The organism is Cellulomonas sp., assembly GCF_965229465.1.
In the GTDB taxonomy this organism is placed as follows: Bacteria; Actinomycetota; Actinomycetes; order Actinomycetales; family Cellulomonadaceae; genus Cellulomonas.
In genome coordinates, this window is the sequence record NZ_OZ245882.1 from 547392 (window position 1) to 570893 (window position 23502).

At 70.6% G+C, this 23502-nt stretch carries 21 protein-coding genes, 1 tRNA gene and 1 pseudogene; 10 read left to right on the forward strand and 13 right to left on the reverse strand.

Features of this window, described 5'->3' with window-relative positions; all coding sequences use genetic code 11:
- Nucleotides 1-215 precede the first annotated feature (215 nt).
- Both ACO06A_RS02525 and ACO06A_RS02530 read left to right on the forward strand, forming a co-directional pair.
- Nucleotides 216-881 (forward strand): ATP-binding cassette domain-containing protein, encoded by a 666-nt coding sequence (locus ACO06A_RS02525; protein ID WP_175346872.1) that lies wholly within the window; start codon nucleotides 216-218, stop codon nucleotides 879-881.
- Nucleotides 878-2425, forward strand: coding sequence for an ABC transporter permease (locus ACO06A_RS02530; protein WP_175346871.1), 1548 nt, complete (start codon nucleotides 878-880; stop codon nucleotides 2423-2425). Before ACO06A_RS02525 ends, ACO06A_RS02530 begins: the two co-directional genes overlap by 4 nt.
- On the opposite strand, the gene ACO06A_RS02535 is transcribed toward ACO06A_RS02530, so the two are convergent.
- Genes ACO06A_RS02535 through ACO06A_RS02545 form a run of 3 tightly spaced genes read right to left on the reverse strand, consistent with a single transcriptional unit; the run spans nucleotide 2416 to nucleotide 5629 of the window.
- Nucleotides 2416-3822: an FAD-dependent oxidoreductase gene (locus tag ACO06A_RS02535; protein WP_175346870.1), complete on the reverse strand. Its 1407-nt coding sequence runs from the start codon at nucleotides 3820-3822 to the stop codon at nucleotides 2416-2418. The two genes, ACO06A_RS02530 and ACO06A_RS02535, sit on opposite strands and share 10 nt — an antisense overlap.
- A gap of 59 nt (nucleotides 3823-3881) precedes the next feature.
- Nucleotides 3882-5309 carry a 4Fe-4S binding protein gene (locus ACO06A_RS02540; protein WP_421734527.1) on the reverse strand — a complete coding sequence of 476 codons (1428 nt, stop codon included), beginning with the start codon at nucleotides 5307-5309 and terminating at the stop codon, nucleotides 3882-3884.
- 20 nt (nucleotides 5310-5329) lie between these two features.
- Entirely contained in the window at nucleotides 5330-5629 is a 300-nt protein-coding gene (locus ACO06A_RS02545) for a hypothetical protein (protein WP_421734528.1), read from the reverse strand.
- A 605-nt stretch (nucleotides 5630-6234) separates the two neighbouring features.
- On the opposite strand from ACO06A_RS02545, the gene ACO06A_RS02550 reads away from it, so the two are divergent.
- The 3 genes from ACO06A_RS02550 (at nucleotide 6235) to ACO06A_RS02560 (ending at nucleotide 8520) form a co-directional block, all read left to right on the forward strand.
- Complete coding sequence (locus ACO06A_RS02550; RefSeq protein WP_175348191.1) at nucleotides 6235-6660, forward strand: hypothetical protein; 426 nt, start codon at nucleotides 6235-6237, stop codon at nucleotides 6658-6660.
- Nucleotides 6661-6677: 17 nt separating this feature from the next.
- Nucleotides 6678-8027 carry a hypothetical protein gene (locus tag ACO06A_RS02555; protein ID WP_175348190.1) on the forward strand — a complete coding sequence of 450 codons (1350 nt, stop codon included), beginning with the start codon at nucleotides 6678-6680 and terminating at the stop codon, nucleotides 8025-8027.
- A 313-nt stretch (nucleotides 8028-8340) separates the two neighbouring features.
- Nucleotides 8341-8520 carry a hypothetical protein gene (locus ACO06A_RS02560; RefSeq protein ID WP_421734529.1) on the forward strand — a complete coding sequence of 60 codons (180 nt, stop codon included), beginning with the start codon at nucleotides 8341-8343 and terminating at the stop codon, nucleotides 8518-8520.
- 93 nt (nucleotides 8521-8613) lie between these two features.
- Here the strand turns inward: ACO06A_RS02560 and ACO06A_RS02565 are convergent, their stop codons facing one another.
- From ACO06A_RS02565 to ACO06A_RS02575, 3 genes are all read right to left on the reverse strand, one after another.
- Entirely contained in the window at nucleotides 8614-11415 is a 2802-nt protein-coding gene (locus ACO06A_RS02565; protein ID WP_175348189.1) for an NACHT domain-containing protein, read from the reverse strand.
- Between the two features lie 125 nt (nucleotides 11416-11540).
- Nucleotides 11541-11711 carry a thermonuclease family protein gene (locus ACO06A_RS02570; protein ID WP_175348188.1) on the reverse strand — a complete coding sequence of 57 codons (171 nt, stop codon included), beginning with the start codon at nucleotides 11709-11711 and terminating at the stop codon, nucleotides 11541-11543.
- Nucleotides 11708-11938, reverse strand: a complete 231-nt coding sequence (locus ACO06A_RS02575; RefSeq protein ID WP_175348187.1) for a thermonuclease family protein — start codon at nucleotides 11936-11938, stop codon at nucleotides 11708-11710. The genes ACO06A_RS02570 and ACO06A_RS02575 overlap by 4 nt, the downstream gene beginning before the upstream one ends.
- Nucleotides 11939-12473: 535 nt before the next feature.
- On the opposite strand from ACO06A_RS02575, the gene ACO06A_RS02580 reads away from it, so the two are divergent.
- Nucleotides 12474-12734, forward strand: a complete 261-nt coding sequence (locus tag ACO06A_RS02580) for a hypothetical protein (protein ID WP_175348186.1) — start codon at nucleotides 12474-12476, stop codon at nucleotides 12732-12734.
- 205 nt (nucleotides 12735-12939) lie between these two features.
- Here the strand turns inward: ACO06A_RS02580 and ACO06A_RS02585 are convergent.
- Both ACO06A_RS02585 and ACO06A_RS02590 read right to left on the reverse strand, forming a co-directional pair.
- A tRNA-Met gene (locus tag ACO06A_RS02585) sits at nucleotides 12940-13013 on the reverse strand.
- Nucleotides 13014-13104: 91 nt separating this feature from the next.
- The gene (locus ACO06A_RS02590) at nucleotides 13105-16086 is read right to left on the reverse strand and encodes a UPF0182 family protein (protein WP_421734530.1); all 2982 of its coding nucleotides are present in this window, start codon (nucleotides 16084-16086) and stop codon (nucleotides 13105-13107) included.
- Nucleotides 16087-16220: 134 nt separating this feature from the next.
- On the opposite strand from ACO06A_RS02590, the gene ACO06A_RS02595 reads away from it, so the two are divergent.
- A complete protein-coding gene (locus tag ACO06A_RS02595) occupies nucleotides 16221-16766 on the forward strand; it encodes a PPA1309 family protein (RefSeq protein ID WP_421734531.1) in 546 nt (181 codons plus the stop codon).
- Here ACO06A_RS02595 and ACO06A_RS02600 read toward each other — a convergent pair whose 3' ends face one another.
- On the reverse strand, nucleotides 16767-17870 hold the full coding sequence (locus tag ACO06A_RS02600) for a PDZ domain-containing protein (RefSeq protein ID WP_421734532.1): 1104 nt from the start codon (nucleotides 17868-17870) through the stop codon (nucleotides 16767-16769). It lies immediately after the preceding gene.
- A gap of 23 nt (nucleotides 17871-17893) precedes the next feature.
- Nucleotides 17894-18883, reverse strand: coding sequence for an NAD-dependent epimerase/dehydratase family protein (locus ACO06A_RS02605; protein WP_421734533.1), 990 nt, complete (start codon nucleotides 18881-18883; stop codon nucleotides 17894-17896).
- Nucleotides 18884-19032: 149 nt separating this feature from the next.
- Between ACO06A_RS02605 and ACO06A_RS02610 the strand changes: the two genes are divergently transcribed.
- Nucleotides 19033-20433 carry a zinc-dependent metalloprotease gene (locus tag ACO06A_RS02610; RefSeq protein WP_421734534.1) on the forward strand — a complete coding sequence of 467 codons (1401 nt, stop codon included), beginning with the start codon at nucleotides 19033-19035 and terminating at the stop codon, nucleotides 20431-20433.
- A 193-nt stretch (nucleotides 20434-20626) separates the two neighbouring features.
- On the opposite strand, the pseudogene ACO06A_RS02615 reads toward ACO06A_RS02610, so the two are convergent.
- A pseudogene (locus ACO06A_RS02615) lies at nucleotides 20627-21214 on the reverse strand (YgjP-like metallopeptidase domain-containing protein); the annotation flags it as partial.
- Between the two features lie 193 nt (nucleotides 21215-21407).
- Here ACO06A_RS02615 and ACO06A_RS02620 point away from each other — a divergent pair.
- Both ACO06A_RS02620 and ACO06A_RS02625 read left to right on the forward strand, forming a co-directional pair.
- Entirely contained in the window at nucleotides 21408-21566 is a 159-nt protein-coding gene (locus ACO06A_RS02620; protein ID WP_175348182.1) for a DUF5679 domain-containing protein, read from the forward strand.
- A 129-nt stretch (nucleotides 21567-21695) separates the two neighbouring features.
- Nucleotides 21696-22721 carry a thiamine biosynthesis protein ThiF gene (locus ACO06A_RS02625; protein ID WP_421734535.1) on the forward strand — a complete coding sequence of 342 codons (1026 nt, stop codon included), beginning with the start codon at nucleotides 21696-21698 and terminating at the stop codon, nucleotides 22719-22721.
- A 9-nt stretch (nucleotides 22722-22730) separates the two neighbouring features.
- Here the strand turns inward: ACO06A_RS02625 and ACO06A_RS02630 are convergent, their stop codons facing one another.
- Nucleotides 22731-23084, reverse strand: a complete 354-nt coding sequence (locus ACO06A_RS02630; protein ID WP_421734536.1) for a WhiB family transcriptional regulator — start codon at nucleotides 23082-23084, stop codon at nucleotides 22731-22733.
- Nucleotides 23085-23227: 143 nt separating this feature from the next.
- On the reverse strand, nucleotides 23228-23413 hold the full coding sequence (locus ACO06A_RS02635; RefSeq protein WP_421734537.1) for a hypothetical protein: 186 nt from the start codon (nucleotides 23411-23413) through the stop codon (nucleotides 23228-23230).
- Between the last annotated feature and the right edge of the window lie 89 nt (nucleotides 23414-23502).

The window sequence follows — 23502 nt, forward strand, 5'->3', positions numbered from 1 at the left end:
GGTTGTCGGGCGGCGGCACGTGCACACCCAAGGTCAGCCCAGCCGACGGGCGATCTCATCTCGGTGATCCCCGGTCGACGGATCCGACGAATCTGCGGTGCCGCGGATCGCACCGGACCTTGACGAGATCTTCATCGCCCCGGCCGCATCCGCTCGCTCGTCGGAGTGCTAGCGTGACTCGCATACCCCCTGGGGGTATGGAAGGAGTCACGGTCATGGACGCTTTGTCGCAGTTGACCGGATCCGGAGGTGTCGTTCTCGCCGCGCACGGCATCGACAAGGCGTACAGGCGCGGCTCGTGGCCCGCGCGGCGAGCCGTCCCCGTCCTCGCGGGCGTCAACTTCTCCATGCACAAGGGAGAAGTCGTGGGTCTCGTCGGTGAGAACGGATCGGGCAAGTCCACGCTGATGAAGATCCTCGTGGGCGCCCTCGCTCCTGACGCCGGCGAGGTCGAGCGCGCGACGCGGCTCGGCTACTGCCCGCAGGTTCCTCAGCTCTACGAGCGGCTGACGTGCGACGAGCACTTTGAGCTCTTCGGCCATGCCTACGGGATCGCCGGCCGGGTGGAACGTGAGTCACGAGCCTCGATCTACGCGGCGCTCGGCTTTGAGCGATACGCACGAGCGCGCGTGAGTCAGCTCTCTGGAGGCACGACCGCCAAGCTCAACCTGGGTCTCGCGCTGCTCGCCGACCCCGAGGTCCTCCTGCTCGACGAGCCTTACGCCGGCTTCGACTGGGATACGTACCTACGCTTCTGGGACCTCGTCGCAGATCGCAGGATCGCCGGGCGAAGCGTCCTCATCATCAGTCACTTCGTCGCCGACGAGGAGCGTTTCGACCGCATCCTGGACCTGCGCGATGGACGGGCGGTGCCACGATGATCCCTGCACTCGTCCGCGGGTTCCTTGCCGACTACGCACGCAACAGGACGAACCTGCTGGTGCTCGTCCTCGTGCCTGTGGCCTTCGTCGTCGCCGCGGCTCCTGCGCTCGCCGACGCGGCTCGGCTCTTGGGTGGGCAGGGCGGCGCGCCCGCCATCGAGGCGGTGACCGCGGGATGGGCCTCGGCCTTCATCTCCGCACTCGCCATGTACTTCCAGGTATCGGCCGGCAGGGACACCGACCGTCGCCTCGTGCTCGCCGGGCTGCCCGGTCGCCGACTCGCACAGGCACGCGTCCTGTGCGGCCTGATCATCGCGTCGCTCGCGTCCGCGGCCGCGCTGCTGGCACTCGTCGCAACCTCAGGCCTGGAGGACCCGGGCCGCGTGGTCGCGGGGACCGTGATGTTCTCAGTGATCTATCTCGGCATCGGTGCGGCGGTCGGGTCCCGGGTGCGCAACCCGGTGAACGGCACGGTGCTGATCCTGTTCATCTGGATCCTGGACGTCTTCTTCGGTCCGACGCTGAGCGGGTCGACGCAACCGATCTCCCGTGCGCTACCGACGCACTTCGTGTCCTTGTGGATGGTCGGCGTCCCGTCCGGGCACGAGGGCCGGCTAGGGGATCTCGGGTGGGCACTCGCGTGGACCGCCGCATCCGCGACGGTCGCGCTCGTGGTTATTCGGCCACCGGGCCGGGCGGCCGCGCGGCGAACGCTCGCCGCCGGCTCCCGGCCGGACCAGCTGCGCGCAGCGCTCGGCACCGGCCTGCGGGAGTGGCGTCGCAACCCGGTGCTGTGGGTGCTTCTCGCGGTCGTGCCGGCGGTGTTCGTCCTGCTCGCCGACGCGATCACACCCTCCGGCTCGACGCCAGTCGTCCTCAACGAGGGCGGCACGCTCGTGACCCGGGCGATGGACCCCGCGCACATGCACGCAGGCACGATGGCACCGATCGCCGTGGCGTCCCTGGCCACCCTGGCGGGACTGTTCCTCGCACTGGACGCCCGCTCCGGCGATCAGCGGCTGACCCTTGCCGGCATGCGTTCCAGCACTCTGGCGAGTGCTCGGCTCACGGTGGTCTCGATGGCGGCGACCCTGGCCACGGTGGCCTCGCTCGCCGTGACGGCGCTGGTCTTCGATGCGCACCAGTGGGTGCTCTACGGCATGGCGAACCTCCTGGTGGCATTGACCTACGCCTTCCTCGGAGTGATCATCGGGCCCGTTCTGGGCCGGGTGAGCGGCGTCTTCGTCGCGTTCCTGCTGCCTTTCATGGACCTGGGCATTGCTCAGAGCCCGATGCTCCGAGGTGCGCCCCCGGGGTGGGCGGAGGTCCTGCCTGGCTACGGCGGGATCCGAGTCCTGACCGACGCCGCGCTCACGTCGACATTCGACGAGGCCGGATACCTCGTGCTGGGTCTTGGCTGGCTCGCCGTACTGGCGGCGGGAGCCTGGACCGCGCTACGGCGCAGCTCGGCCGTGGTGAAACCACGGACCCGGCGCACAGCCCGCGGCTCAGCCCCCACCGCCCAAGCTCACGCTCACGGCTGACGGCGGCTGACAGCAACCATTTCCTCTCGGGGAACGACCTTGATGCGCTCGCGGCCTTGCGCCGCTCCGAGCGACTGCTCGTAGGCGTCGAGAAGCTGCCAGCCGGACCATTCGATGGGGTCGATGCCGCGTTCGATGAGCAGTGCCGTGACTGCCCGGGGGTCAGGGTGCTCGGGTCGCTGCAGGCGGTCGACGTCCGAGACGAGGTGCTTGATGGTCTCGGACGCATCGGACTTCGTGTGCCCGATGAGACCGACCGGTCCGCGCTTGATCCAGCCGGTCGCGTACACGCCCGGCAGGTGCTCGCCGTCGACGTCGACCACGCGGCCCTCGCGGTTGGGGATCACGCCGGCGACGTCGTCGAAGGGGATGTCCGCCAGCGGCGAGCCGAAGTAGCCGACCGCGCGGTAGACGGCCTGGACGGGCCAGTCGTGCAGCTCGCCGGTGCCGGACACGTTGCCGTCCCCGTTCAGGGCGGTGCGCTCGGTGCGCAGCGCGATGACCTTGCCGTCTTCGCCGAGGACCTCGACCGGCTTGTGCAGGAAGTGCAAGTGGATGCGCCGGCTCGACGTGTGCTCCTCGACCTCCAGGAGCGTCCAGTCCGTCAGGGTCTTGACCACCTGCTTGGTCTGGTTCGACGAGTGGATGGCGGCCATCGAGCCCTCGTCGAAGTCGAAGTCCTCGGGGTAGACGATGACGTCGACGTCCGGCACGTGACCGAGCTCGCGCAGCTCCAGGGGCGAGAACTTGACCTGTGCGGGGCCGCGCCGGGCGAACACGTGCACGTCCGTGACGGGCGACGCCTTCAGCTGGTCGTAGACGTTCGCGGGAATCTCTGTGGGCAGCAGGTCGTCGGCGTGCTTGGCCAGGATGCGAGCCACGTCGAGGGCGACGTTGCCCGCGCCGAGGACGGCGACGTGCTGGGCGTTCAGCGGCCACGTGCGCGGGACGTCCGGGTGCCCGTCGTACCAGGACACGAAGTCCGCGGCGCCGTAGGAGCCGTCGAGGTCGATGCCCGGCACCGGCAGGCTCGCGTCGCGGATGGACCCGGTGGAGAAGATGACGGCGTCGTAGAACCGGCGCAGGTCGTCCAGGGTCACGTCCGTGCCGTAGTCGACGTTCGCAAGCAGGCGGATGTCGCCGCGGTCGAGGATCTTGTGCAGGGCGACGATGATCTGCTTGATCCGCGGGTGGTCGGGCGCGACGCCGTAGCGCACCAGGCCGAACGGCGCGGGCAGCCGCTCGAAGAGGTCGATGCTGACGTCAAGGCCGGCCTTGGACAGGATGTCGGCGGCGTAGATGCCGGCCGGGCCGGCGCCGACGATGGCGACTCGGAGCGCCGTGGGTGTGGATGGGTCCGTGGTCGTCTCGTGTGCCGTCGAGCGGGGCGCAGGCATGGGTCGGCCTCCTGGGGTCGCGGTGAGAGGGTGATGATCGGGAAGGCGGTGCCCACTGCTCACATGCGGTGGGCCATGGGGAGCAGGAACATCCACACGTTGATCGCACCGAGCAGCGCGATGATCACGACGTAGGGCGTCAGCGTGGAGCGCCTGCGGGCGGCGGTGCGGTATCGGCGGTAGGAGATCCGCTTTGCGGTGTAGATCGAGCCGGCGATCCCGAGGGCCAGGAGCGCGAACTGCAGCACCTGGATGGTGCCCGTGCTCATCAGTGCCGGGTCACCGCTGACGCCGGCACCGAACAGGTTGGCGACCGTGTAGTAGACCGAGCCGCCCTCGGCGAGCAGGTGGAACAGGTTGTGCGCGAGGTGCGCGGCGACGTCCAGGGGGATGAGCGCGTACCCGAAGCGAGCGAAGTTCATCTTGGTGTCTTCGAGGTTGCGGCCCGCCGCGATGCGAGATGCGAGGGCGAGCAGGCCCACGGGCACCGACACGGCGACGGCGAACGCCACGGTGAAGATGACGGCGTAGCTGGTGATCCCGGTGAGCGCCTCGATCTGGGCGAGGACGCTGTTCCAGACCTCGAGCATGGTGATGTTCTGGATCAGGACGATGCCCATGATCGCCATGGCGAGCATCGACTGCTCGATCTTGGGCTTGGTGATGAACCACAGCTCGCTGGTGGGCTTGCGCAGCCGCACCTGGATCGCGTCGTTGGGGCAGGACTTGATGCAGTTCGCGCACAGGTTGCAGTTCGCGGAGTCCTCCATCGTGCGGGGGAACGTGAACAACGGGCAGCCGGCGACCTTGTCGTTGCCGTTGTAGCAGACGGCCTTGGCCTTGCACGTCTTGCAGATCCCGGAGTCGGCGCGCAGCTCGACCATGCCGGTGCGGGCGTAGTTGCCGGACAGCCCGCCGAGGAAGCACAGGTACCGGCAGAACGTGCGGCGCTGGAAAAGGGCCCCGGAGGCGATGACGGCGGTGGTCAGCAGCAGGAGCAGCACGCCGGATCCCCACGGCGACTCGACGACGCCCCAGACGTGGTCGGCCCACGTGATGGCGAGGAACGAGGCGTCGATGATCCAGATGCCGTAGTTCTTCAGGAAGTTCGGCACAGGCCGGTTGACCCCGACCCACTTCTGCGCGAAGTCCGAGATCGCCCCGAACGGGCACACGGCGCACCAGAACCGGCCGAGCAGCACGAACACGATCGGGATGACCGGCCACCACAGCACCCACATCAACGCGGTGCCGGCGTTCTCGTGGGCCACGTCGGGTCCGACGAGCAGCTGGTAGGCGACCAGTCCGAAGACCGCAGCGACCGGGATCTGGAAGATCTTCGGGTACCAGCCGGACCGCAGCGACCGGGCGATCCACGGGATCGTCATGAGGTTGCGGCCCACCGGCGGCGGGGTCAGGTCCGGGCCCGGCGTGACGTCCGGGTCGACGACGTCGAGCTCGGGTGGCGGCGGAGTGAGCGTGGTCATCGGGGTGTCCTTCGCGAGGGTCAGGCAGCGGTGGGGGTGGCGGCCGGGCGGGGCCGGTGGCGGGGGCGATCGCCGTCCCGGCGGCGGAGCACCGCAGCGGTGACCAGCACAACCGCGTTCACGCCGGCGAAGGCCGACAGCACGGCCACGCGCGGGCGGGACGTCGGCGGGGCCGCGTCTGCGTGGCCACCGCCGTCCTCAGTGCTCGGGTTGTGCTCGCTGTGCTCGCCGGCCGGCTCGTCGCCGGTCCCCACGTCCGCGCCACCGTGGTCCATCCCCTCCATGTCCGGCATGCCCTCCATGTCGTCTGTGGCCTCCATGCCCTCCATGTCGTGTGTGGACGGTGTCGCGGGGTCGTGAGGCTCCGCTCCGGGGTCCGAGCTTGAACTGGCGCCCTGGGGCACGGCGCCGACGCTGGGCGGCGTCGCGAAGGCCAAAGCCGGGAAGGCGGTCAGGGACGCGGCGAGCGCCACGACGGCGGGCAGTCGGACAAGGGCGGGATGCATGCGAGCTCCTCGAGAACGGTTCCGTCAGAACTGTCGACGTGCTGAGGGCCTCACACCTGGGACCTGTAGGTCCTAGAGGGCAACCTGCATCGAAACTTCATCGACGGGGTGGCCGCCTGCTGCCCGCGCACGGGGATCCGGGCGGTCGTTGCCGTGCCTGCCCACCGTCGCCACCGTCGGACCCGGCCGCGGCCTGCGAACGCCGCAGTCGGAGTCGCATCAAGTAGGCCGGACTGGTTCGGGGTGCGGACCCGGCTGAACGCTTACGTCGGGCGCGACTCCGACCGCGTCTTGCAGACCGTCCCGCGTACCTGCTTGTGACCGGTCGTCAACAAGCTGGGTGCCGAGCACGTTGAGCCACCCGGCGGCGCAGCAGGCTCGCGAAGTGAAGCGGACCAGTGCACATGTCGGGAGGAACGATGTCCATGGGATGGGATGCACCAGCGGGTGCGCTGCTCGGACGGACGCCCGCAACGTGGGCGGGACTGTGGTCGCTCCTCTACACCGCCGGTCACTCGGCGCTGCGGCTCAGCCTTGTCGGTCAGTTCGCCGAGAGTGTCCAGCTCGCCTTCGTCGCGATGGACCTACGTGAGGCACGCGATGAGCTGGAATGGCTGCACGACGATGTGGGCGCGGGCGCACCGGCGGCGGATCTCGGTCCGCTGCGGCCGGGCGAGGACCGAGATGCGGCGTGCGGCGTAGTCCTGAGACTGGTCGGAACCGCGCTTGAAGTCAGCCACGTCCTCGCGGAACGGCAGATCGACAGCGCCGAGCTCTCGTGCCTGACGCGCGTCGAGCATCGCCTGCAAAGCGCTCGCGCGACGATTTCCGGGCTCCGGTTGTGACCACGTACGGAACACTCATGCAGCAGGCCGCGCGGCACGTCCATGACGGGGCAGCTCAGACGCAGGCACATCCGTACAACGACCTCACCGAGGCTCACCTGGCGGTGGCGTCCTTCCATGGACTGCTGGACGCGATTGAGAGGCACGTCTGGCACCTGGTCGACCCTGCGAGGGTCTCCACGATCTATGGCACCAGCTCAGCGCGAGACGGCACTGACCCCGTCGAGTACGCCGCCCTACGAATGGTCACGTCCATCCCGACCCTCGAGGACAAGGACCACCGGCTGCCGTCGACACCGACGCCTATCGACCACCCGTGGGCGTACGCCGCCAAGGCGCTCGGCGCAGCCATCGACCTCCTGGCGACCCATACCGATGGCAAGGGGATCTCGCGCTCTCCCGACGGCCCCGTGGTGTGGGACTTTGGCGCTCGACGACGTGCGCTAGGCCGCGTCGCCGACCTGACTGGAGCCGCGCTGAGCTGCTCCGAGACACTCGGCTTACGTGCGGGCCAAGCCGGCGCTCACTGGTCGAACGTGCGACGTTGGCTCCCGGCGTTCGAGGAGTCGAGGGCGTGGGCGGCACAGGCCGTGCACCGGTCGAAGGATCGGACGGGCGCCGGGCCGCTCGACGACATCGGGCTGGCGAACCCACCGGTGCGCCTCTTCGACCCGATCACCGAGCTGTCGGATCGGATCACCAGATTGCGCAGATCGGCATGGGGGTCCCTCACGCATCCCGACTACTCCCTTGCGACCCTGCACGACTTCGCCAGCATTGGGCTCGCCGTCAACGCGCACTGTGCCGCCTTCCACGGCGTCGACCTGCGTCACGTGGCGGACAGCCCGGAACTCGCGCGCGTTCCGCAGATCGTCCGCGCCAGAGCATGGCAGCGCGTGCTTGGCGATCTCCACGACGTCATCTCCCCCGGACCGGGTGACTCGATAGTCCGCACTGACACGACGGCCGCGCGGCACCTCCTTGCGGAGATCGCGCCACTCGTGGAATCCGCTGGCCGCTCTCGCACCAGCCGATCCACAGGCGAAGTGCTCAACGGGGCGGTCGACACGATGGCGCAGATCGGGGCCTGGAACGCAATGACCTACGACCGACTCGCCAGCTCGGGGCACGTTCGCATCCGAGCCGCCAATCTGACCGGAGAACAGATCACTGACCTCCCGGAGTACGCGGCGGCGAAGCTGCGTGGCACGAGCGTTTCGGTAACTCCGGCGCTGCACCAGCGCACTCTCGAGCACTATCGCGACGCGGCCGAACGGATCAGCAACGCCCAAGCGTCTTCCCCGCCGCTCCCCACGTTCGGGCCCTCGCCCGAAACGCTCGTGATGGGCCGCGCGCAAACGAGCTGACCGCAACGGCCCAGCCCTTCACCGGCCTTCACGTGGTGGGCGCTGGCTAACTTGCCCACCGAGATCACGATCAACGGACCCGGCGGGTCGATCACCATGCCCATCGCTCCGCAGAAGATCACCGCGGATGACGCCGCGACCCAGGCAAGATTCCACGGCTCGACTCGGCCGCCGGGCGTCTTCGTTCCGGTCGGCGCCCCGGGCATCGCGAAAAGCCGTGGGAGGACCGATCGGGTACGACGTAACGGCGGTCGGCGGAAGCACGATGCGTACCCGACTCGTCACCTTCGCAGAGCAGCACAAGGTGTCTGCCATGGTGCAGCCCATCGACACCTACGAGAAGACGATGGTCGGGCGCGCGGGCCTCCTCGCTCTGCCCGCACTCGTCGTCGCAGTCGGCCTGGGACCGTGGGTGTGGGCATGGTGGACCGCACGATCGAGCGACGACGCGCACCGATCGGCGCCATCCGTGATGGGCTGGACCATCAGGTAATCGCCGCCGAGCGGGCATTCGGCGACGTCGCGTGGTGGTGACGGTCGGGTTCCGGATCTGCGTCAGCCAGCACCGCCGACGCACCCGCTCGGGCTAAGCGCCCTGGAGCAACCGCCGGAGTTCACTACCGACAGGGCTTCGCAGGATCCGGGGAAGGACATGGTCGCGGATCTCGGCGATGAGGTCGGAGTCGCCCACGGTCTCCAGTGCCAACTCGAGGGCGATGGCGGTCTCGAGGTCGCTCAAGACCTCGTACACCGCTGCGAACGCCTCGGGGTGTTGCCGGTCGCTCATGTCGAGGAGCTCCTTGGCGGCTGCTCGAAGCCGGCTCTCGTGGGCCGGACCTGCGAGGCTCGCTGCCTCGAGCTCAAGGTCGCCTCGCTCGGGAAACGTCGCAGCGCTACGCCCGACCTGGTCGGCCTGGACCGTGGCGAGCCCCCGAAGATCATCGGCGAGTCCGAGTTCAGCGACCGCTGGCCCGATGCATTGGCATACCTCGGCGGCTGAGCTGGCCGTCGGCTCGGAGGCGCTTAGCGCCGAGCGGAGCCCGTTCGCGACGATGACGCGCAGCCGGTGCGACTCGTCGGCTGCCCTCACCAGCGCCCGCGCGATGCCCAGCGCGTCAGGCCGCGGCTCGCCCAAGCTGCCCATTCCCTGTCTCAGGAGCGCTTCTTGGTGGTTCGGAAAGCTCCGGGCCAGCCCATCGTCGACCAGGTCCAGGGCGAGCGTCGGACCGATCGGCAAGATCTCCGCGAGTCGTCCCGATGCGTCCTTGTCCAGCTGCCCCACGAGGTCCACCATGCCGGTTCGCAGCCGCTCATCACTGCCCGCGAACACGCGACCCGCGGCGAACATCCAGGTGTTGCGCCAGTGCGGGTTGGGTGCCGCGACGCGCAGGGCCGGCAGGAGCGTGTCGCTGGCCGAGGTGAGGTATCGAGCAGCCATGAGTTCTTGCAGCGATCGCAGTTCGAAACCGATGCCTTCGTCGGGGCGGGGTGCCAGCAGCACGAGCCGGAGCGTGGCCGCGTTGAGAATCCCCTGGACTACGGTGGCGTCGTCTCCGTCGACGTCGAAGCCCACCGGCTGCAGGATCTGTCGGACAAGGCCCTCGAGCTCGGGAAGCGTCATGGATGCCATTGCGCCGTCGGCCCGCTCGCTTCGACACTGCAGCTCGAAGCCCACGAGCTCGTGGAGTGCCTCGACATGGGGCTTGTGCTGCTGCAGCAGTCGCGACAGGTCGTTCGACTTGTTGGTCTCTCGCCGGAACACGGTGTCGTAGTAGTGGTCGAATAACCCGTAGCGGTCGGTGGGCAAGTTGGCCGTCGACTCCAGCACGAACGTCAGGATCAGCACCTGCAGCGGCGTCTGCATTAGCAGTCGAAGGGTCTCGTTCTCTACCGCGTCCTTCAGCCTGGCGAGGACGAGCCGCAGACGTTCGGCCTCGTCACGGAGCCGGACACCCGTAACCAGGGACCCGTAGGCCAGCGCCTGCGAGGGCGAAAGCCGCGCCAGGTTGAGTCGTTCGAATGACTCCGGATCGATGGCCTCGTCGTAGCCCGTCGGGCGCGTGGTGACGACCATCAGGACGTCGGCGTCAGCAGCGTCTGCGTCCGCGACGAACGCCTCGATGTCCTGCACGAGGCGGCGACGGACGATGGCCGAGGTGACCTCGTCGAGTCCGTCCAGGATCAGCAGCCACGGCCAGCGTCGAAGCCAGGAGTCCATGTGGTGCGCCTTCACGTCACCCAGGGCCGAGGTCTCGTTGACCTTCTCTGCGACCCAACGCAGCAACGTTGACTCCTTCTCGCCCGAGTATCGCGCCGCGTACTCGGCGAGGTCGATCCGGAGGGGCCATCGACGGTTGGTCGGCATCGGCACGCGGAGGCGTCCGCAGGCCGTGCGAACGCCCGAGGCGACGGTGGCATGGGCCGTCACCAGGCTAGAGCTGTCGAGCATCGCGGTGCGGTAGATCTGGGCGAGGAACCGGCTCACGGTCGACTTGCCGTTGCCTGGGCCGGCCGCGACGACGATGTGCCGTCTGGCAGGCACCAGCGCCCCACCCGCGCGAAGGTTCCGCTCGCCGTGCTCCACTACGTGGCGAAGGATCATGCGCTCCGCCGTGAGGTCGGAGCCCACAACCGGCAGATCGATGACGATGTCTTGAAGCTGGGTCTTGTCGGCCACGTCCGCGCCGGCCTCGTCGAAGTAGATATACCGGTCTGCGATGAGCCGGCCCATCGCGTGACGACGAAGCGCGTCCTCCAGGTCGGTGTCGGGTAGGGAATCGGTCCGGAGCGTGGCCAGGACGTCTCCTGCCGTGAGCAGGCCGCGGTACCCGCGCCTGATCTCGGGATACGCGTCCAGCAGCGACCACATTTGGTTGCCGTCCCACACGTGCCACGCGCGGATGCGGCGCGCAAGGGCAGCACGCGCCTTCTTGTCGGGGGGGTCCTCCTTGTCGGAGGCCTTCAGCCTTCGCAGGTGCTCGCTGACCTTCTCGTGCAGCAAGTCCAAACCGCCGGTCGCCGGAACCGGTGTGAGTGGCACGTTGCTCACGAACACCAGGTAGTCGGGCGCCTCCCCACGACTGCCATCGGGGTCCGTCCACGTATCGAGCTCGGCCAGGATCTCCCTGATCAGCCAGGTTGCATTCACCGAAGGCGTCGCGGCAAGCGTCTCCTTCTTCTTGACCTGGAAGACCGTATAGCCGTCCCAGAAGTCCTGACGGGCGTAGTCATTGGCCGACCACTGCAGGATGCCTCGCGAGGTGAAGTCGCGGCCGCCGTCCCGGCCCGTCCCATAGGCCTGGACCTTGGCGCCGAGCGAGCGGATCGCAAGCGCCGCGGCCAGCTGCTGGAACGCGAGAGGGCTCATCTCGGTGAGCTGGTCAGTCACTGGGTGCCCCTGATCGAGAGCGCCGCGAGTACGTTCACGAACCCGAACGTACTGGGGTGGGAACGCGCAGCCGGCGGTGCCGCGCCCAAGGACTGAAGACGGGCGTCGAAGCCGGCCGCAGCACGTTACGTCGCTGACTGCTCCGTGTCGCCGGCGTACGCGTCCGGCGACCAAAGCCTTGCGGACGCAGCATCGGCGGCGTGCTCGTCCGCGACGTACAGACCTTGGTACTCGTAGGCCGAGTCGTAGGTGTACTCGTGAGCGAGTCCTTCGCGCACCATCACCTCGTTCATCATCGTCGAATCGCCGAACAGACGTACGCCAGCAGCCGGCCGTAGCGGACTTCGCGTCCTTGCGTCGGATCGAACTCCAGCCACACCCGCTGGTCGTCCAGCAGCTCGTGCGCGCGCGCCGACGCCTGATCACCGAAGCACTGCACCGGCTTGCGCGGGTCCTTCGTCTCCGGAGTATCGATCCCGACCAGACGAACGGATCTGCTGGACCCGTCGACGAGGACGCGCACCGTGTCACCGTCGACAACACGGTCGACCTCGTATGGCCCTTCCGAGCTCTCAGGCCGCTTGATGGCCGCACTGGTGGCGTCGCTGCTTTCGCCTTCAGTCGCATCGAGCCTCGAGCCATCGAAGGCGCGACGACGCCAATCGACGCTACGAGCGCCCTCGTCACATCGAGTCGGTGCCCGCCGCCGCGCACCGCAGACGATCAGGTCACCACCCCTAGCCAGCCCATCACAGGACGACTCGGCGGAAGATAACTCTCTGTTCTTGTCTCTCGACGTGCCGGTGCCCCGCCCAGGTCGGGGGCCCCGGGCGGGGCACGTAACGCGCGCGGTAGGCACGCCCGCCGGACAAGCCTCGCCTGACCGGCAGCCATCCCTCGTTGTCGTCGCATCAAAGTTCGATGAAGTCCGCCGACTCCACGCCTCCTGAGGGTGCTCCGTACCAGGTGCCAAAGCCCTCTGGCCTCTATCTCCAACCGTGCGAGGCGGCACCTACCATCGACGTCCCGGCTATCGCGGGGCAACCCGAGGAGATCGCGTGGACAACGACGCCCAGCACACAATGACGCTCACCAGCCGCGAGCTGATGCTGCTACGGGCAGGGTTGAAGGCCTACCTGACGTCCTTCGACGCGCACCGTGCACGTGACGGCGGCCAGACGCACCCCGAATCGCAATGGCGCGAGGTGCAGCGCAGCGTTGGTGTGCTCATCTGGCGGCTGGAGGAGGCGGGGGTTGCGCCCGGGACGCGGCTCCACCACAGCGCCGAAGCCGTAGACCCGGCCACACGCGACAACTGAATCCGCAGAGCCAGGTGGAGCGCCGCGCTGCTACAGCCGCCTTCACCGCACCGTGCACCACGCACGGCCAGAGGTGATGTACGGGCTCGTCCCACCAAGTCCACGGACGTTCAGGGGCAGTTCCTGCCCACATTCTGCCCACATCAACAAGAGAGGCCCTCTCGCTCTGCTGAGCGAAAGGGCCTCTGACCTGCAACTTCATTTGTAGCGGGGGCAGGATTTGAACCTGCGACCTCTGGGTTATGAGCCCAGCGAGCTACCGAGCTGCTCCACCCCGCGTCGGTGAGTACAACTTACCCCACGCCTGAGGGGCCGCCTAATCGTGGGCGCCCGGCCGGTGGTGGCGTGCGTCACCACCGGCCGGACCACGTCACTCGCCCAGTCGCGCCTCGGCGTCGAGGGCGGCCCGCACCGCGTCGTCGAGCCGCTGCTGCGCCTCGCCGTAGGCCGCGAAGTCGTTGCGCGCCAGTGCCGACTGGCTGTCAGCGATGGCCTCCTTGGCCTGCTGGAGTGCGCGGTCGAGGTCGGAGCGAGCGGTTGCGTCGGTGCCGGTCCCGGTCCCGGTGCCGGGGTCGGTCGGCGGAGCCGTCGGTTCGGCCGTCGGTTCGTCGGTCGGCGGCGTGCCCGTGTCGGGATCGGTCCCCGCGTCGCCGGCGTCGGCACCCGAGTCGCCGCCGAACACCTGGTCGAGCGCGCCGTCGAGCGTGTCCGCGAACCCGATGTCGTCGCCGAACGCCACGAGCACGCGCTGCAGCAGCGGGAACGTGGTGCCGGTGCGCGCCTGGACGTACACGGGCTGCACGTAGAGCAGGCCGCCGCCCATCGGCAGGGTGAGCAGGTTGCCGCGGGCCACCTGCGAGTCGCCGCGACCCAGGATGTTGAGCTCGTTGGACACGTCCGGGTCGGCGACGAAGTTGTTGTTCACCTGGCCGGGTCCGGGCACGGTCGAGTCGCGTGGGAGCTCGAGCAGCCGGAGCGTGCCGTAGTCGTCGGACGGTTTCCCGTCCTCGTTGCCCGCCTCGGCGTCGACCGCGAGGTAGCCGGTGAGCACGTTGCGCGCGTTGGTGCCGGTGGGGATGAACGACGACATCAGCGAGAAGCGGGCCTCCTCCTGGTCGGGCATCCGCAGCGTGAGGTAGTACGGCGGCTGCGGGACGGCGACGCTGCTGGTCGGGTCGTTCGGGTTGGCCCAGAAGTCGTTGCCGGAGAAGAACTGGCCGGCGTCGGTGACGTGGTACCGGGCGAGCAGGTTGCGCTGCACCTTGAACAGGTCCTCGGGGTAGCGCAGGTGGCTCATCAGCGCACCGTCGATGGACGACAGGGGCTCGAGCGTCGACGGGAACACCGCGTCCCAGGCCTTGAGGATCGGGTCCTCGGTGTCCCACGCGTACAGGGTGACCGAGCCGTCGTAGGCGTCGACCGTGGCCTTCACCGAGTTCCGGATGTAGCTCACGGTCTTGGGCTGGAGCGCCTGGACGGTCTCGGACGACTCGGTCAGGGAGTCCGTCGTCGCGTCGTCGAGCGAGCGGGAGGCCGCGTACGGGTACTGGTCCGTCGTCGTGTAGCCGTCGACGATCCACTTGACCCTGCCGTCGACCACGGCCGGGTACACGCGCCCGTCGAGCGTCAGGTAGGGGGCCACCTTCTGCACGCGGTCGCGCGGGTCACGGTCGTAGAGGATCTGCGAGTCGCTGGTCACGCGGTCGGAGAACACGATCTGCTCGGAGCCGAACTTCAGCGCGTAGAGGAGCTTGGTGAACGGGTTGCCGATCGACGGGCCCGCGGAGACGGTCTGCGTCGGGAACGTGCTGTTCGCCGCACCGGAGCCGCTGTCGGACGGGTAGTCGAGCTCCCAGGGCCGCGCGCCCTCGGGGGCTCCGACGATCGAGTACGTCGGGGCCTTGGGGCTGAAGTAGATGCGCGGCTCGTACTCGCCCATGTCGCCGGTGGACGGGATGCCGCCCTCCCAGAAGTCGGGCGCCCCACGGCCGGCGGTCGTGTTGCCGTAGGCGGCGACGACGCCGAAGCCGTGGGTGTAGACCGTCGAGTCGTTGGTCCAGTTGCGCTGCTGCGCGTCCAGGCCCTCGAGCGAGAGCTCGCGGACGGCGATCACGGTGTCGCGGCTCTCGCCGTTGACCTCGTACCGGTCCACCGACAGGGAGTCGGGGAAGTCGTAGAACGCGCGGATCTGCTCGAGCTGCTTGAACGAGGGGCTGACGATCTGCGGGTCGAGCAGACGGATCGACGCCGTCGTGTCGGCGTCCTCGCGCAGCGCACCGGCCTCGGCCGTGACCTCCGCGTCGTACTCCGTCGTCTTGACGTCGTCGAGCCCGTACGCGTCGAGGGTGGCCTCGATGTTGCGCTGGATGTACTCGGCCTCGGCGTCCTGCTGGTTCGGCTGCACCTGGAACCGCTGCACCACGGCCGGGTAGATCCCACCGACGGCGATGGCCGCGACGATCATCAGGCCGACGCCGATGGCGGGCAGGCGCCAGTTGCCGCGGATCGCGGTGACGATGAACATCACGGCGACGAAGATCGCGATGCCCGCGAGGATCGCCTTGGACGGGATGACGGCGTGCACGTCCGTGAACGAGGCGCCGACGAACTTCTGCCCCGACTTCATGAGGATCGAGTACCGGTCCAGCCAGTAGCTCCCGGCGATGAGCAGCATGAGCACGGCCGCGATGCTCGTCAGCTGGACCCGGGCCGCACGCGTCGTGCGCGGCGTCCCACCGCTCGGGCCGCCCACGCGCAGGCCGCCGTACAGGTACTGGGTGGCCACGGCGCCGATGCCCGCGAGGACCGTCACGGCCATGAGGAACGAGACGACGAACCGCAGGCCGGGCAGCGTGAACAGGTAGAAGCCCAGGTCGATGCCGTACTGGGCGTCGGTCTTGCCGACGGTCCCCCCGTGCATCCACAGCTGGATGGTCTGCCACTGCTGGGACGCTGCGGCGCCGGCGAACAGGCCGAGCACGGCGGGGCCGACGATCATCACCAGGCGGCGCAGCGGCTCGATGGCCTCGCGGTACTGGTCGAGGTTCGCCTGCTCCTGCGTCGACGGCGCGTACACGGGACGCGACCGGTAGCCGAAGTTCAGGCTCCAGAACACCGCGCCGCCCATGACGAGGAACCCGAGGGCGAACAGCACGGCGCGCGTGCCCCACTCGGTGGCGATGACGCCGCCGAACCCGAGCTGGCGGTACCAGAGCACCTCCGTCCACACCTGGGCGAGGAGCAGGACGAGGACGACGAGGACGCCGAGAACGACCAGCGTGGGTGCGAGCGCTCCGCGCCGGCGCGCGCGGGGCGGGCTGGTCCGGGGCGGCGGCGGGCTTCCGAATGTCACGGCGTGGCGGTCCTCGTCGTCGGTAACAGGGTGCTGTCAGGTAGCGGCGAGCGGCACGCACAGGACGCACACCACTCGCACGCTGAACGTGCCGGTCGAGGCACAGGTTCCCACAGGAATGCGACCATGAGCCCGTGAGCGAACCCACCCCTGCACTGGCCGCACTGGCCGGATCCGTCCGCGAGATCGAGCAGCACGTCGCCGAGGCCGGCTGGGACGGTCCCGTGCGCGTCTTCGCGCTCGTCCGCACGCAGGCGATGCTCGAGACGGAGCCCGGCCTCGCCGCCCAGCTGGACCCCGAGGTCCTGGCCGCGGCGACGTCCGACCCGGCCCACCTCACGTCCGTCGAGCAGGAGGAGCTGCCCGCGGCGCCGGACCTGGAGACCCTGCTCGCCGGTCTGTCCTGGCCGTCGACCGTGGATGGCATGGCGGTCACCGTCGAGCGCGTCGTCCTGCCCCCGGCCGCCGAGGAGGCGATGCCGCAGGACACCGACGCCGCGCTCGAGTACCTGCTGGCCCACCCCGAGCGGCAGGACGTGCGACTCGTCGTCGGGGCGCTGCGGGACGGACCGTCGTGGTGCGCCGTCCGCAGCCGCGCCAACGACTCCGCCGACCAGGTCGGGCAGGGTCCGGACCTGGTGCCGGGCCTGGTCGCCGCGGTGCGCTCGACGCTCGACTGACTAGCGGCAGGTGGGCAGGTCGTCGGCCGTGCCCGCGCCGATCGCGGTGATCGCCTCGCGGGCGTCGTGCAACGTCTCGATGCGCACGACGCGCAGCCCCTCCGGCACGTGCCCGACGACCTCGTCGCAGTTCGCTGCCGGCGCCAGGAACCAGGTGGCCCCGTCGCGCGTCGCGCCGGCCAGCTTCTGCCGGATCCCGCCGATGGGCCCGACCTCGCCGGTGACGTCGATGGTGCCCGTCCCCGCGATGTCCTCGCCGTTCGCCTCGTCCTCCGGCGTCATCTTGTCGATGATCCCCAGCGCGAACATGGTGCCCGCGCTCGGCCCGCCGATGTCGTCGATGTCGATGGTCACGTCCACCGGCATGTCGAACGACGGGTCGATGAACACCCCGATCTGGGCGCGCCCGTCGTCCTTCTTCCCGGTGACGATCGGGACGTCGACCGCCTGCCCGTGCCGACGCAGCGTCAGCGTCACGGTGTCGCCGGGCTCGACCTCGTCCAGCTGGGCGATCAGCCCCTGGTAGTCGGGCACCGGGACACCGTCCAGCGCGACGATGACGTCTGCCTCCTCGACCTTGCCCTCCGCGTCGGTCCCCTCGACGGCACCTGCCACCACGAGGGTCGCCGGCACCTCGTACCCCAGCTCGGTGAGTGCGGCCACCGCGGCGTTCTCTTGCGAGGAGACCATCTCGGCGGTGTTGGACTCGTCGATCTCGTCCTGGGTGCGGTCCGGCGGGTACAGCAGCTCGACGGGCTGGACCACCGCCCAGCGCGACAGCCAGGCCTGGATCACGCCGACCGCGCTCGACGGGAAGCCGGGACCGCCCGTGCCGGACACGGTGGTCAGGCGCAGCTCGCCCGTGGAGTCGAACGTCTCGGCGCCGTCGACCTGGATCAGGGGCGTGCCGTCGTGCGCACCGAGCACGTCCCGGGTGGGACCCGGGCTGCTGATCGCGTACGGCACCGGCAGGATGACGAGCACACCGAGCAGCAGCGCCGTGACCAGCATGCCGGCCGAGAGCGTGATGGAGCGCGGGCTGACGCGTTCGGGCTCGCCCAGGGGCGCGTCGACGTCGAACGGGGAGGGCGGCTGGTCGAGCACGCCCACATCATCCCCCGTCGCGCTCACCCGCGGCGACGCGCCCGCGCCTGACGCCACACCGCCGCGGTGCCGATGAGCGCGACCGCAGCCCCCGCCGCGCCGAGCGTGGCCGCGTCCCGCGTGCCCACCCGGCGCCCGGCGACTGCGACCCGGCCCTGGACCCCCTCGAGCAGGACGTCGAGGCAGGCGGCGCTGGACCAGCGCGGCTCCCACCCGGCCGCGCGCAGCCGGTCCGCCGCGACGGTCCACGGGTAGACGACGAAGGCGAGCTCGGAGGCGGGCGCCGGCAGCACGCCGACCCGGTGCAGCCGCTCGGCGGTGCCGAACGCGGTCGCGGCCGCCAGCTCCACCCGACGCATCCCCGAGGCCGCCTCGACCTGCGCGGGATCGAGCACGTCCGGCGCCGCCACGGTGAGCACGCCCCCGAGCGCGTGGTCCACGGCGAACCGCACGGCGGCGGCCAGGTCGTCGACGTGCACGAACTGCCACGGGCGGACGGAACCGCGCACCGTGAGCAGGCGGGGGGCCTCGAAGTGCCGGGTCACGAACGTGTCGATGCCCGGGCCGACCACCGCGGCCGGCCGCAGCACCGTGACCAGGGGCGACCGGCGCCGACCCGCGCGCTCCAGCACCGCCTCGACGGCGAGCAGGTCGCCCACCAGCCCGTCCCGCGCGGCGTCGTCCGTGCGGGGCAACGGGTCGGCGTCGTTGATCTGGGGGCGGTCGGTCCAGGCCCCGTGCACGACCGCGGACCCGACGGCGACGACGTGTCGTGCACCGACCGCGCGCGCGGCACCGAGGACCCGCTGGGTGTGCGCGACGACCGCTGCCTCCCGCTCGCGTCGGCCCTTGACCACCGCGGCGACGAGATCGCCCGAGTGCGCCACGAGCACGACGACCGTGGCGCCGGCCAGCGCGTCCTGCGGGTTCTGCTCCGGGACCTCGTCGAGGGTGCGGACGTTCCCGTCCCAGGCGGACGCGACCGCGGTCGCGATCGGTCCGCGCCCGATCACGACGACGTCGTCGGGGGTCCCGGGCGCGGCTGCTGAGGCGCCCGGTCGCGCGCTGCGCCCTGAGCGAATTTGCCCGGCCACCATCCCTCGTTCCTGTGCTGCGTGGTTACCGTGGTTCGCAGCCGGCCCTATCGTCGCAGGAGGTCCATGTGAGCCCCGACAACTCCGCTGTCCCCGGAGCCGATGGTGGCGTGCCCGCCTGGGAGCAGGTCATGCGCGCGATGCTGGGCGAGGGCGCCGACGACGCCATCCGCGAGCTCCAGGAGCGCGGCTTCGACCCCGGCGCGATGGCCGCGGCATCCGGCCTGCCGGACGACCCGGCCGCGCTCCAGCAGGTGTTCGCGCAGGTCCAGGCGTTGCTTGCCGCCTCGGGCGACGACCCCGTGAACTGGCAGATGGCCCACGACCTCGCGCGCCAGCAGGCCGCCGCGGGCGGCGACCCCTCCCTGAGCCCCGGGCAGACGCGCCAGGTGATCGACGCGCTCGGGGTCGCCGAGCTCTGGCTCGACGCCGCCACCGACCTGCCTCCGTCCACCGGCACGCCACGCGCCTGGAGCCGCGCCGAGTGGGTCGAGGCGACCCTGCCGACGTGGCGCACGCTGACCGAGCCGGTCGCGTCCTCGCTGTCCGTGGCCCTCGTCGGCGCGCTCGGCGGTGCCCTGCCCGAGGGGTCGGACGGCGGGCTCGGTCTCCCCGGCGGCATCGATCCGTCTCAGCTGCTGCGCCAGCTGGGGTCCGCCGTCTTCGGCATGCAGGTCGGTCAGGCCGCGGGCACCCTCGCGCACGAGGTGTTCGGCACCACCGACATCGGGCTCCCCCTGCTGGACAAGCCCGCCACGGCGCTCGTCGCCGCCAACGTCGACGCGTTCGCCGAGGGTCTCGACGCCCCCGCGGAGGAGGTCCGCCTGTTCCTCGCCCTGCGCGAGGCGGCCGCCACCCGCCTGTTCACCCACGTGCCGTGGCTGCGCTCGCACCTGCTCGCGACCGTCGAGGCGTACGCGCGCGGCATCACCATCGACGCCGACCAGCTGGAGGAGGCGGTCCGCTCGATCGACGTCACCGACACGGCGGCGCTCCAGCAGGCCCTCTCCGGTGGCGTCTTCGCGCCGCACACGACGCCCGCGCAGAAGGCCGCCCTCGAACGGTTGGAGACGGCGCTGGCGCTCGTCGAGGGCTGGGTCGACGAGGTCACCACCACCGCCGCGCTCCCCCACCTGCCGCACACCATGGCCCTGCGCGAGATGATCCGCCGCCGCCGGGCCGCCGGTGGGCCGGCGGAGCAGACGTTCGCCAACCTGGTCGGCCTCGAGCTGCGGCCCCGGCGGCTGCGTGATGCGGCCGCGCTCTGGGCGCAGATCACCCGCGACAACGGCGCCGCAGCACGCGACGCCGTGTGGGACCACCCCGACCTGCTGCCCGGCACCGAGGACCTGGACGACCCGTCGGGCTACGCGTCACGCCGCGCGACCGCCGTCGACGACGCCGCCGAGGTGGACCGCGCGCTGGCGGAGATCCTCGGCGAGGACCCCGACGCGGGGCAGCAAGCCTGACCTGACCGTTCCGATCGACGGCCGTCGGTCGGCGGCACGAGTCCTCCCGCGGGGTTCGCCGGCGCGAGGGTCACCGCGCCCTGCGAGCTCCCGGGTCGTCGAAGTCCAGCTCGAGCTGCCCGAGCGCCTCGTCGTCGGTATCGGCCGTGAGCTCGTCGACGTCGACCTCGTCGGACACGACGTCCTCCGGCTCGTCGACCCCACCGTCGTCCACCTCGTCGGCCGGCCGGTCCACGTCGTCGTCGGACTCCCCCGGCGACGGCTGCGCCCCTCGCTCGGCGGCGTACGCGTACCCCTCCAGGAACCCCCGGGCGCGCAGTGTCCGCGGGTAGGCGTCCAGCTCCGCCCAGAACTCCGGGCCGTGCCCGGCGTGCAGCAGGTGCGCGAGCTCGTGCAGCAGCACGTAGTCGAGCACCCACCGCGGCATCCCGCGCACCCGGTCGGAGATCCGGATGGTGCCGTCGGACGGCGTGCACGACCCCCAGCGACGGCCCTGGTTGGTCGACCAGCGCACGGTCGTCGGCACCGCTCGACCGCCGAGGTACTTGGTCGACAGGTCCGTGGCGCGGGACATGAGCTCGTCGTCGGACGGTCGGCGTCGTCGCTCCTGGGCCGCCAGCCGCGTGAGCATGCGCCGCACCCACTCGCGCTCCTGCGCCCGCGTGAACCGCGCGGGGATGGCCACGATGGTCCGGTCGCCCTCGCGCCAGGCCGTCACCGTGCGCACGCGCTTGCGTGAGCGGCGGATCTCGACCTGCGACAGGTCCTGCGTGGGCTGCACAGGTGCACGCTAGCGCGCAGGGCCCACAGGCCCCGGTTCACCCGTCGACGCACGGCGCGTCCTGCACGATTCCGCGGGCTGTGGGCGTCTGGAGCACTACCGTGGACGTCGCGAGGGCGTTGTTGCACCAGCACGTCCGAGCCGCCGGCCGGCGGTTCCCCGGTCCGGTGCACGGACACCGAGGGAGGGCCCCATGGCTGAGACGTATGCAGGCGAGTTCTACTGCGTGAAGTGCAAGGAGAAGCGCGAGGCCGAGGGCGACGTCGTGATCTCGGAGTCGGGCCGCAGGATGGCCAAGGCCGTCTGTCCGGTCTGCGGCACCAAGCTCAACCGCATCCTCGGCAAGGCCTGAGCACCACCACCCCGCCCGAGGGCATCGTCCGCGACGGACGGTGCCCTTCGGCATGTCCGGGGCTGTGGATGACGCCCGCGCGGCGGACGGCAGCGCTGCCAGAGTGACCCCGACGCCGAGAGGGGACCCATGCGACTGCGCGCCGGGCTGCGCGTGCTGCGACGCACCGCCACGGAGGTCCAGGTGGGCACCGACCCGCGCTGGGCGGTCCGCCTGACCGACCTGACCGCCGCAGAGGCGGACCTGCTGGCGTCCGTCGACGCCCGGACGGACCTGGCCGGTCTGGCCGCCGGCGCGGGCGCCCGCGGGGTCGACCCGGAGAGGGCGGCCCTGCTCGTCGCGCTGCTCGTGGACGCGCGGCTCACGGACCAGCGGCCGCCGGGTGCGGCCCTGCGGGGTCCGGCGTCGGTCGACGCGGAGGTCTGGTCGCTGCTGCGCGCCGACGGGGACGGCGCCGGGCTGGTCCGGGCGCGAGCGGACCGGGTCGTTGCCGTCCTCGGGCTCGGGCCCACCGGGCTGGGGATCGCCGTCGGGCTCGCGGCCGCCGGGGTCGGCACGCTGCTGCTCGACGACGAGCGTCCCGTGCGTTCGACCGACGTCGGCGGCTGCGGGTATCGGTGGTCCGACGCCGGGTCGGCACGCGAGCAGGTCGCGGCGAGACTGCTGCGGGACGTCGCTCCGCACGTGTCGACGGCCACGGACCGTCGGCCCGACCTCGTGGTCCTGGTGGAGGACCGGGCGGCCGACCCGGCGCGCGGTCCCGCGCTGGTGTCCGGGGGCACGTCGCACCTCGGGGTCGTCGTCCGGGAGGCCGACACGGTCGTCGGTCCGCTCGTCGTGCCGGGCAGGGGCGCCTGCCTGCGCTGCCTGGACCTGCACCGCGCCGACGCCGACGGTGCCTGGCCCACCCTGGTCGCCCAGCTGCGCGCGGGCGCGACCCCGGGCGAGCCGGCCGTGACAGCCGCCGTCTGCGCGGGGATCGGCGCCGCGGCCGTGCTGGCCCACCTGGACGGGCTGGTCGGCCTGGGCCCCGGCGTCACGTACGAGGTGTCGCTGCCGGACGCCGTGCCGCGCAGACGCGCGTGGGCGGTGCACCCCGAGTGCGGGTGCACCGCCCTCCCGGCGTCGCTGGTGGGCGCTCGCCGGGCCGAGTGACGGTCGGCCTCAGGCCGCCGGTGCTGCGTTCTTGCGCGGGCGACCGCGACCACGCTTGGTCGCGACCACCACACCACCGACGAACACCTCGCCGCCCCAGACGCCCCACGGCTCGGCACGCTCGATGGCGCCGGCCAGGCATCCTTCGATCAGCGGGCACTCGCGGCACAGCGCCTTGGCCTTCTCGACCTCCGCGGTCCGCTCGGCGAACCACAGCTCGGGGTCGCCCGCCCGGCACGGGATGAAGTCGGCGACGAGCTGGTCGAACGTCTGGCGGTCGTCGGTCGTCGAAGTGCTGTCGGTGAGGGGCCACGCGCCGGATCCGCCCTGGTTCACCGTGTCGAGCAGCGTCGTGAGCCGCACGATGTCCTCCTGATGTCCTTGCTGGTGAGCGTGTTGCGTCGGTGCCGGACCGACTGCCAACCCGTCCCACCCGGATCATCGGGAGAAACAGAAAGGCCGCGGGTCCGAGTTCGGACTCCGCGGCCTGATGCCTCGTATCGAGGTCAGATCATGGGAGTCCGGATCAGCTGCGTGCGGGGATCGGTCGCCGTGCGACGCTTCGACCCGCCGATGAGCTCGAGGGCGCTGCCGCCGATGGGCAGAGCGATCCCCTGGAACCGGAACATGGTGGGCGCGACAGATCGCGGCAGGAACGCATATGCGTCCGGCGTCTGGATCTTTGTGTTCATCGGTGCACCCACCCCCTCTCCGGCTCGGATCCCCGCCTCTCGGCGTGATCCCTCAACAAGGACGTCGCCCAGACTAGGACCGGGCTTGC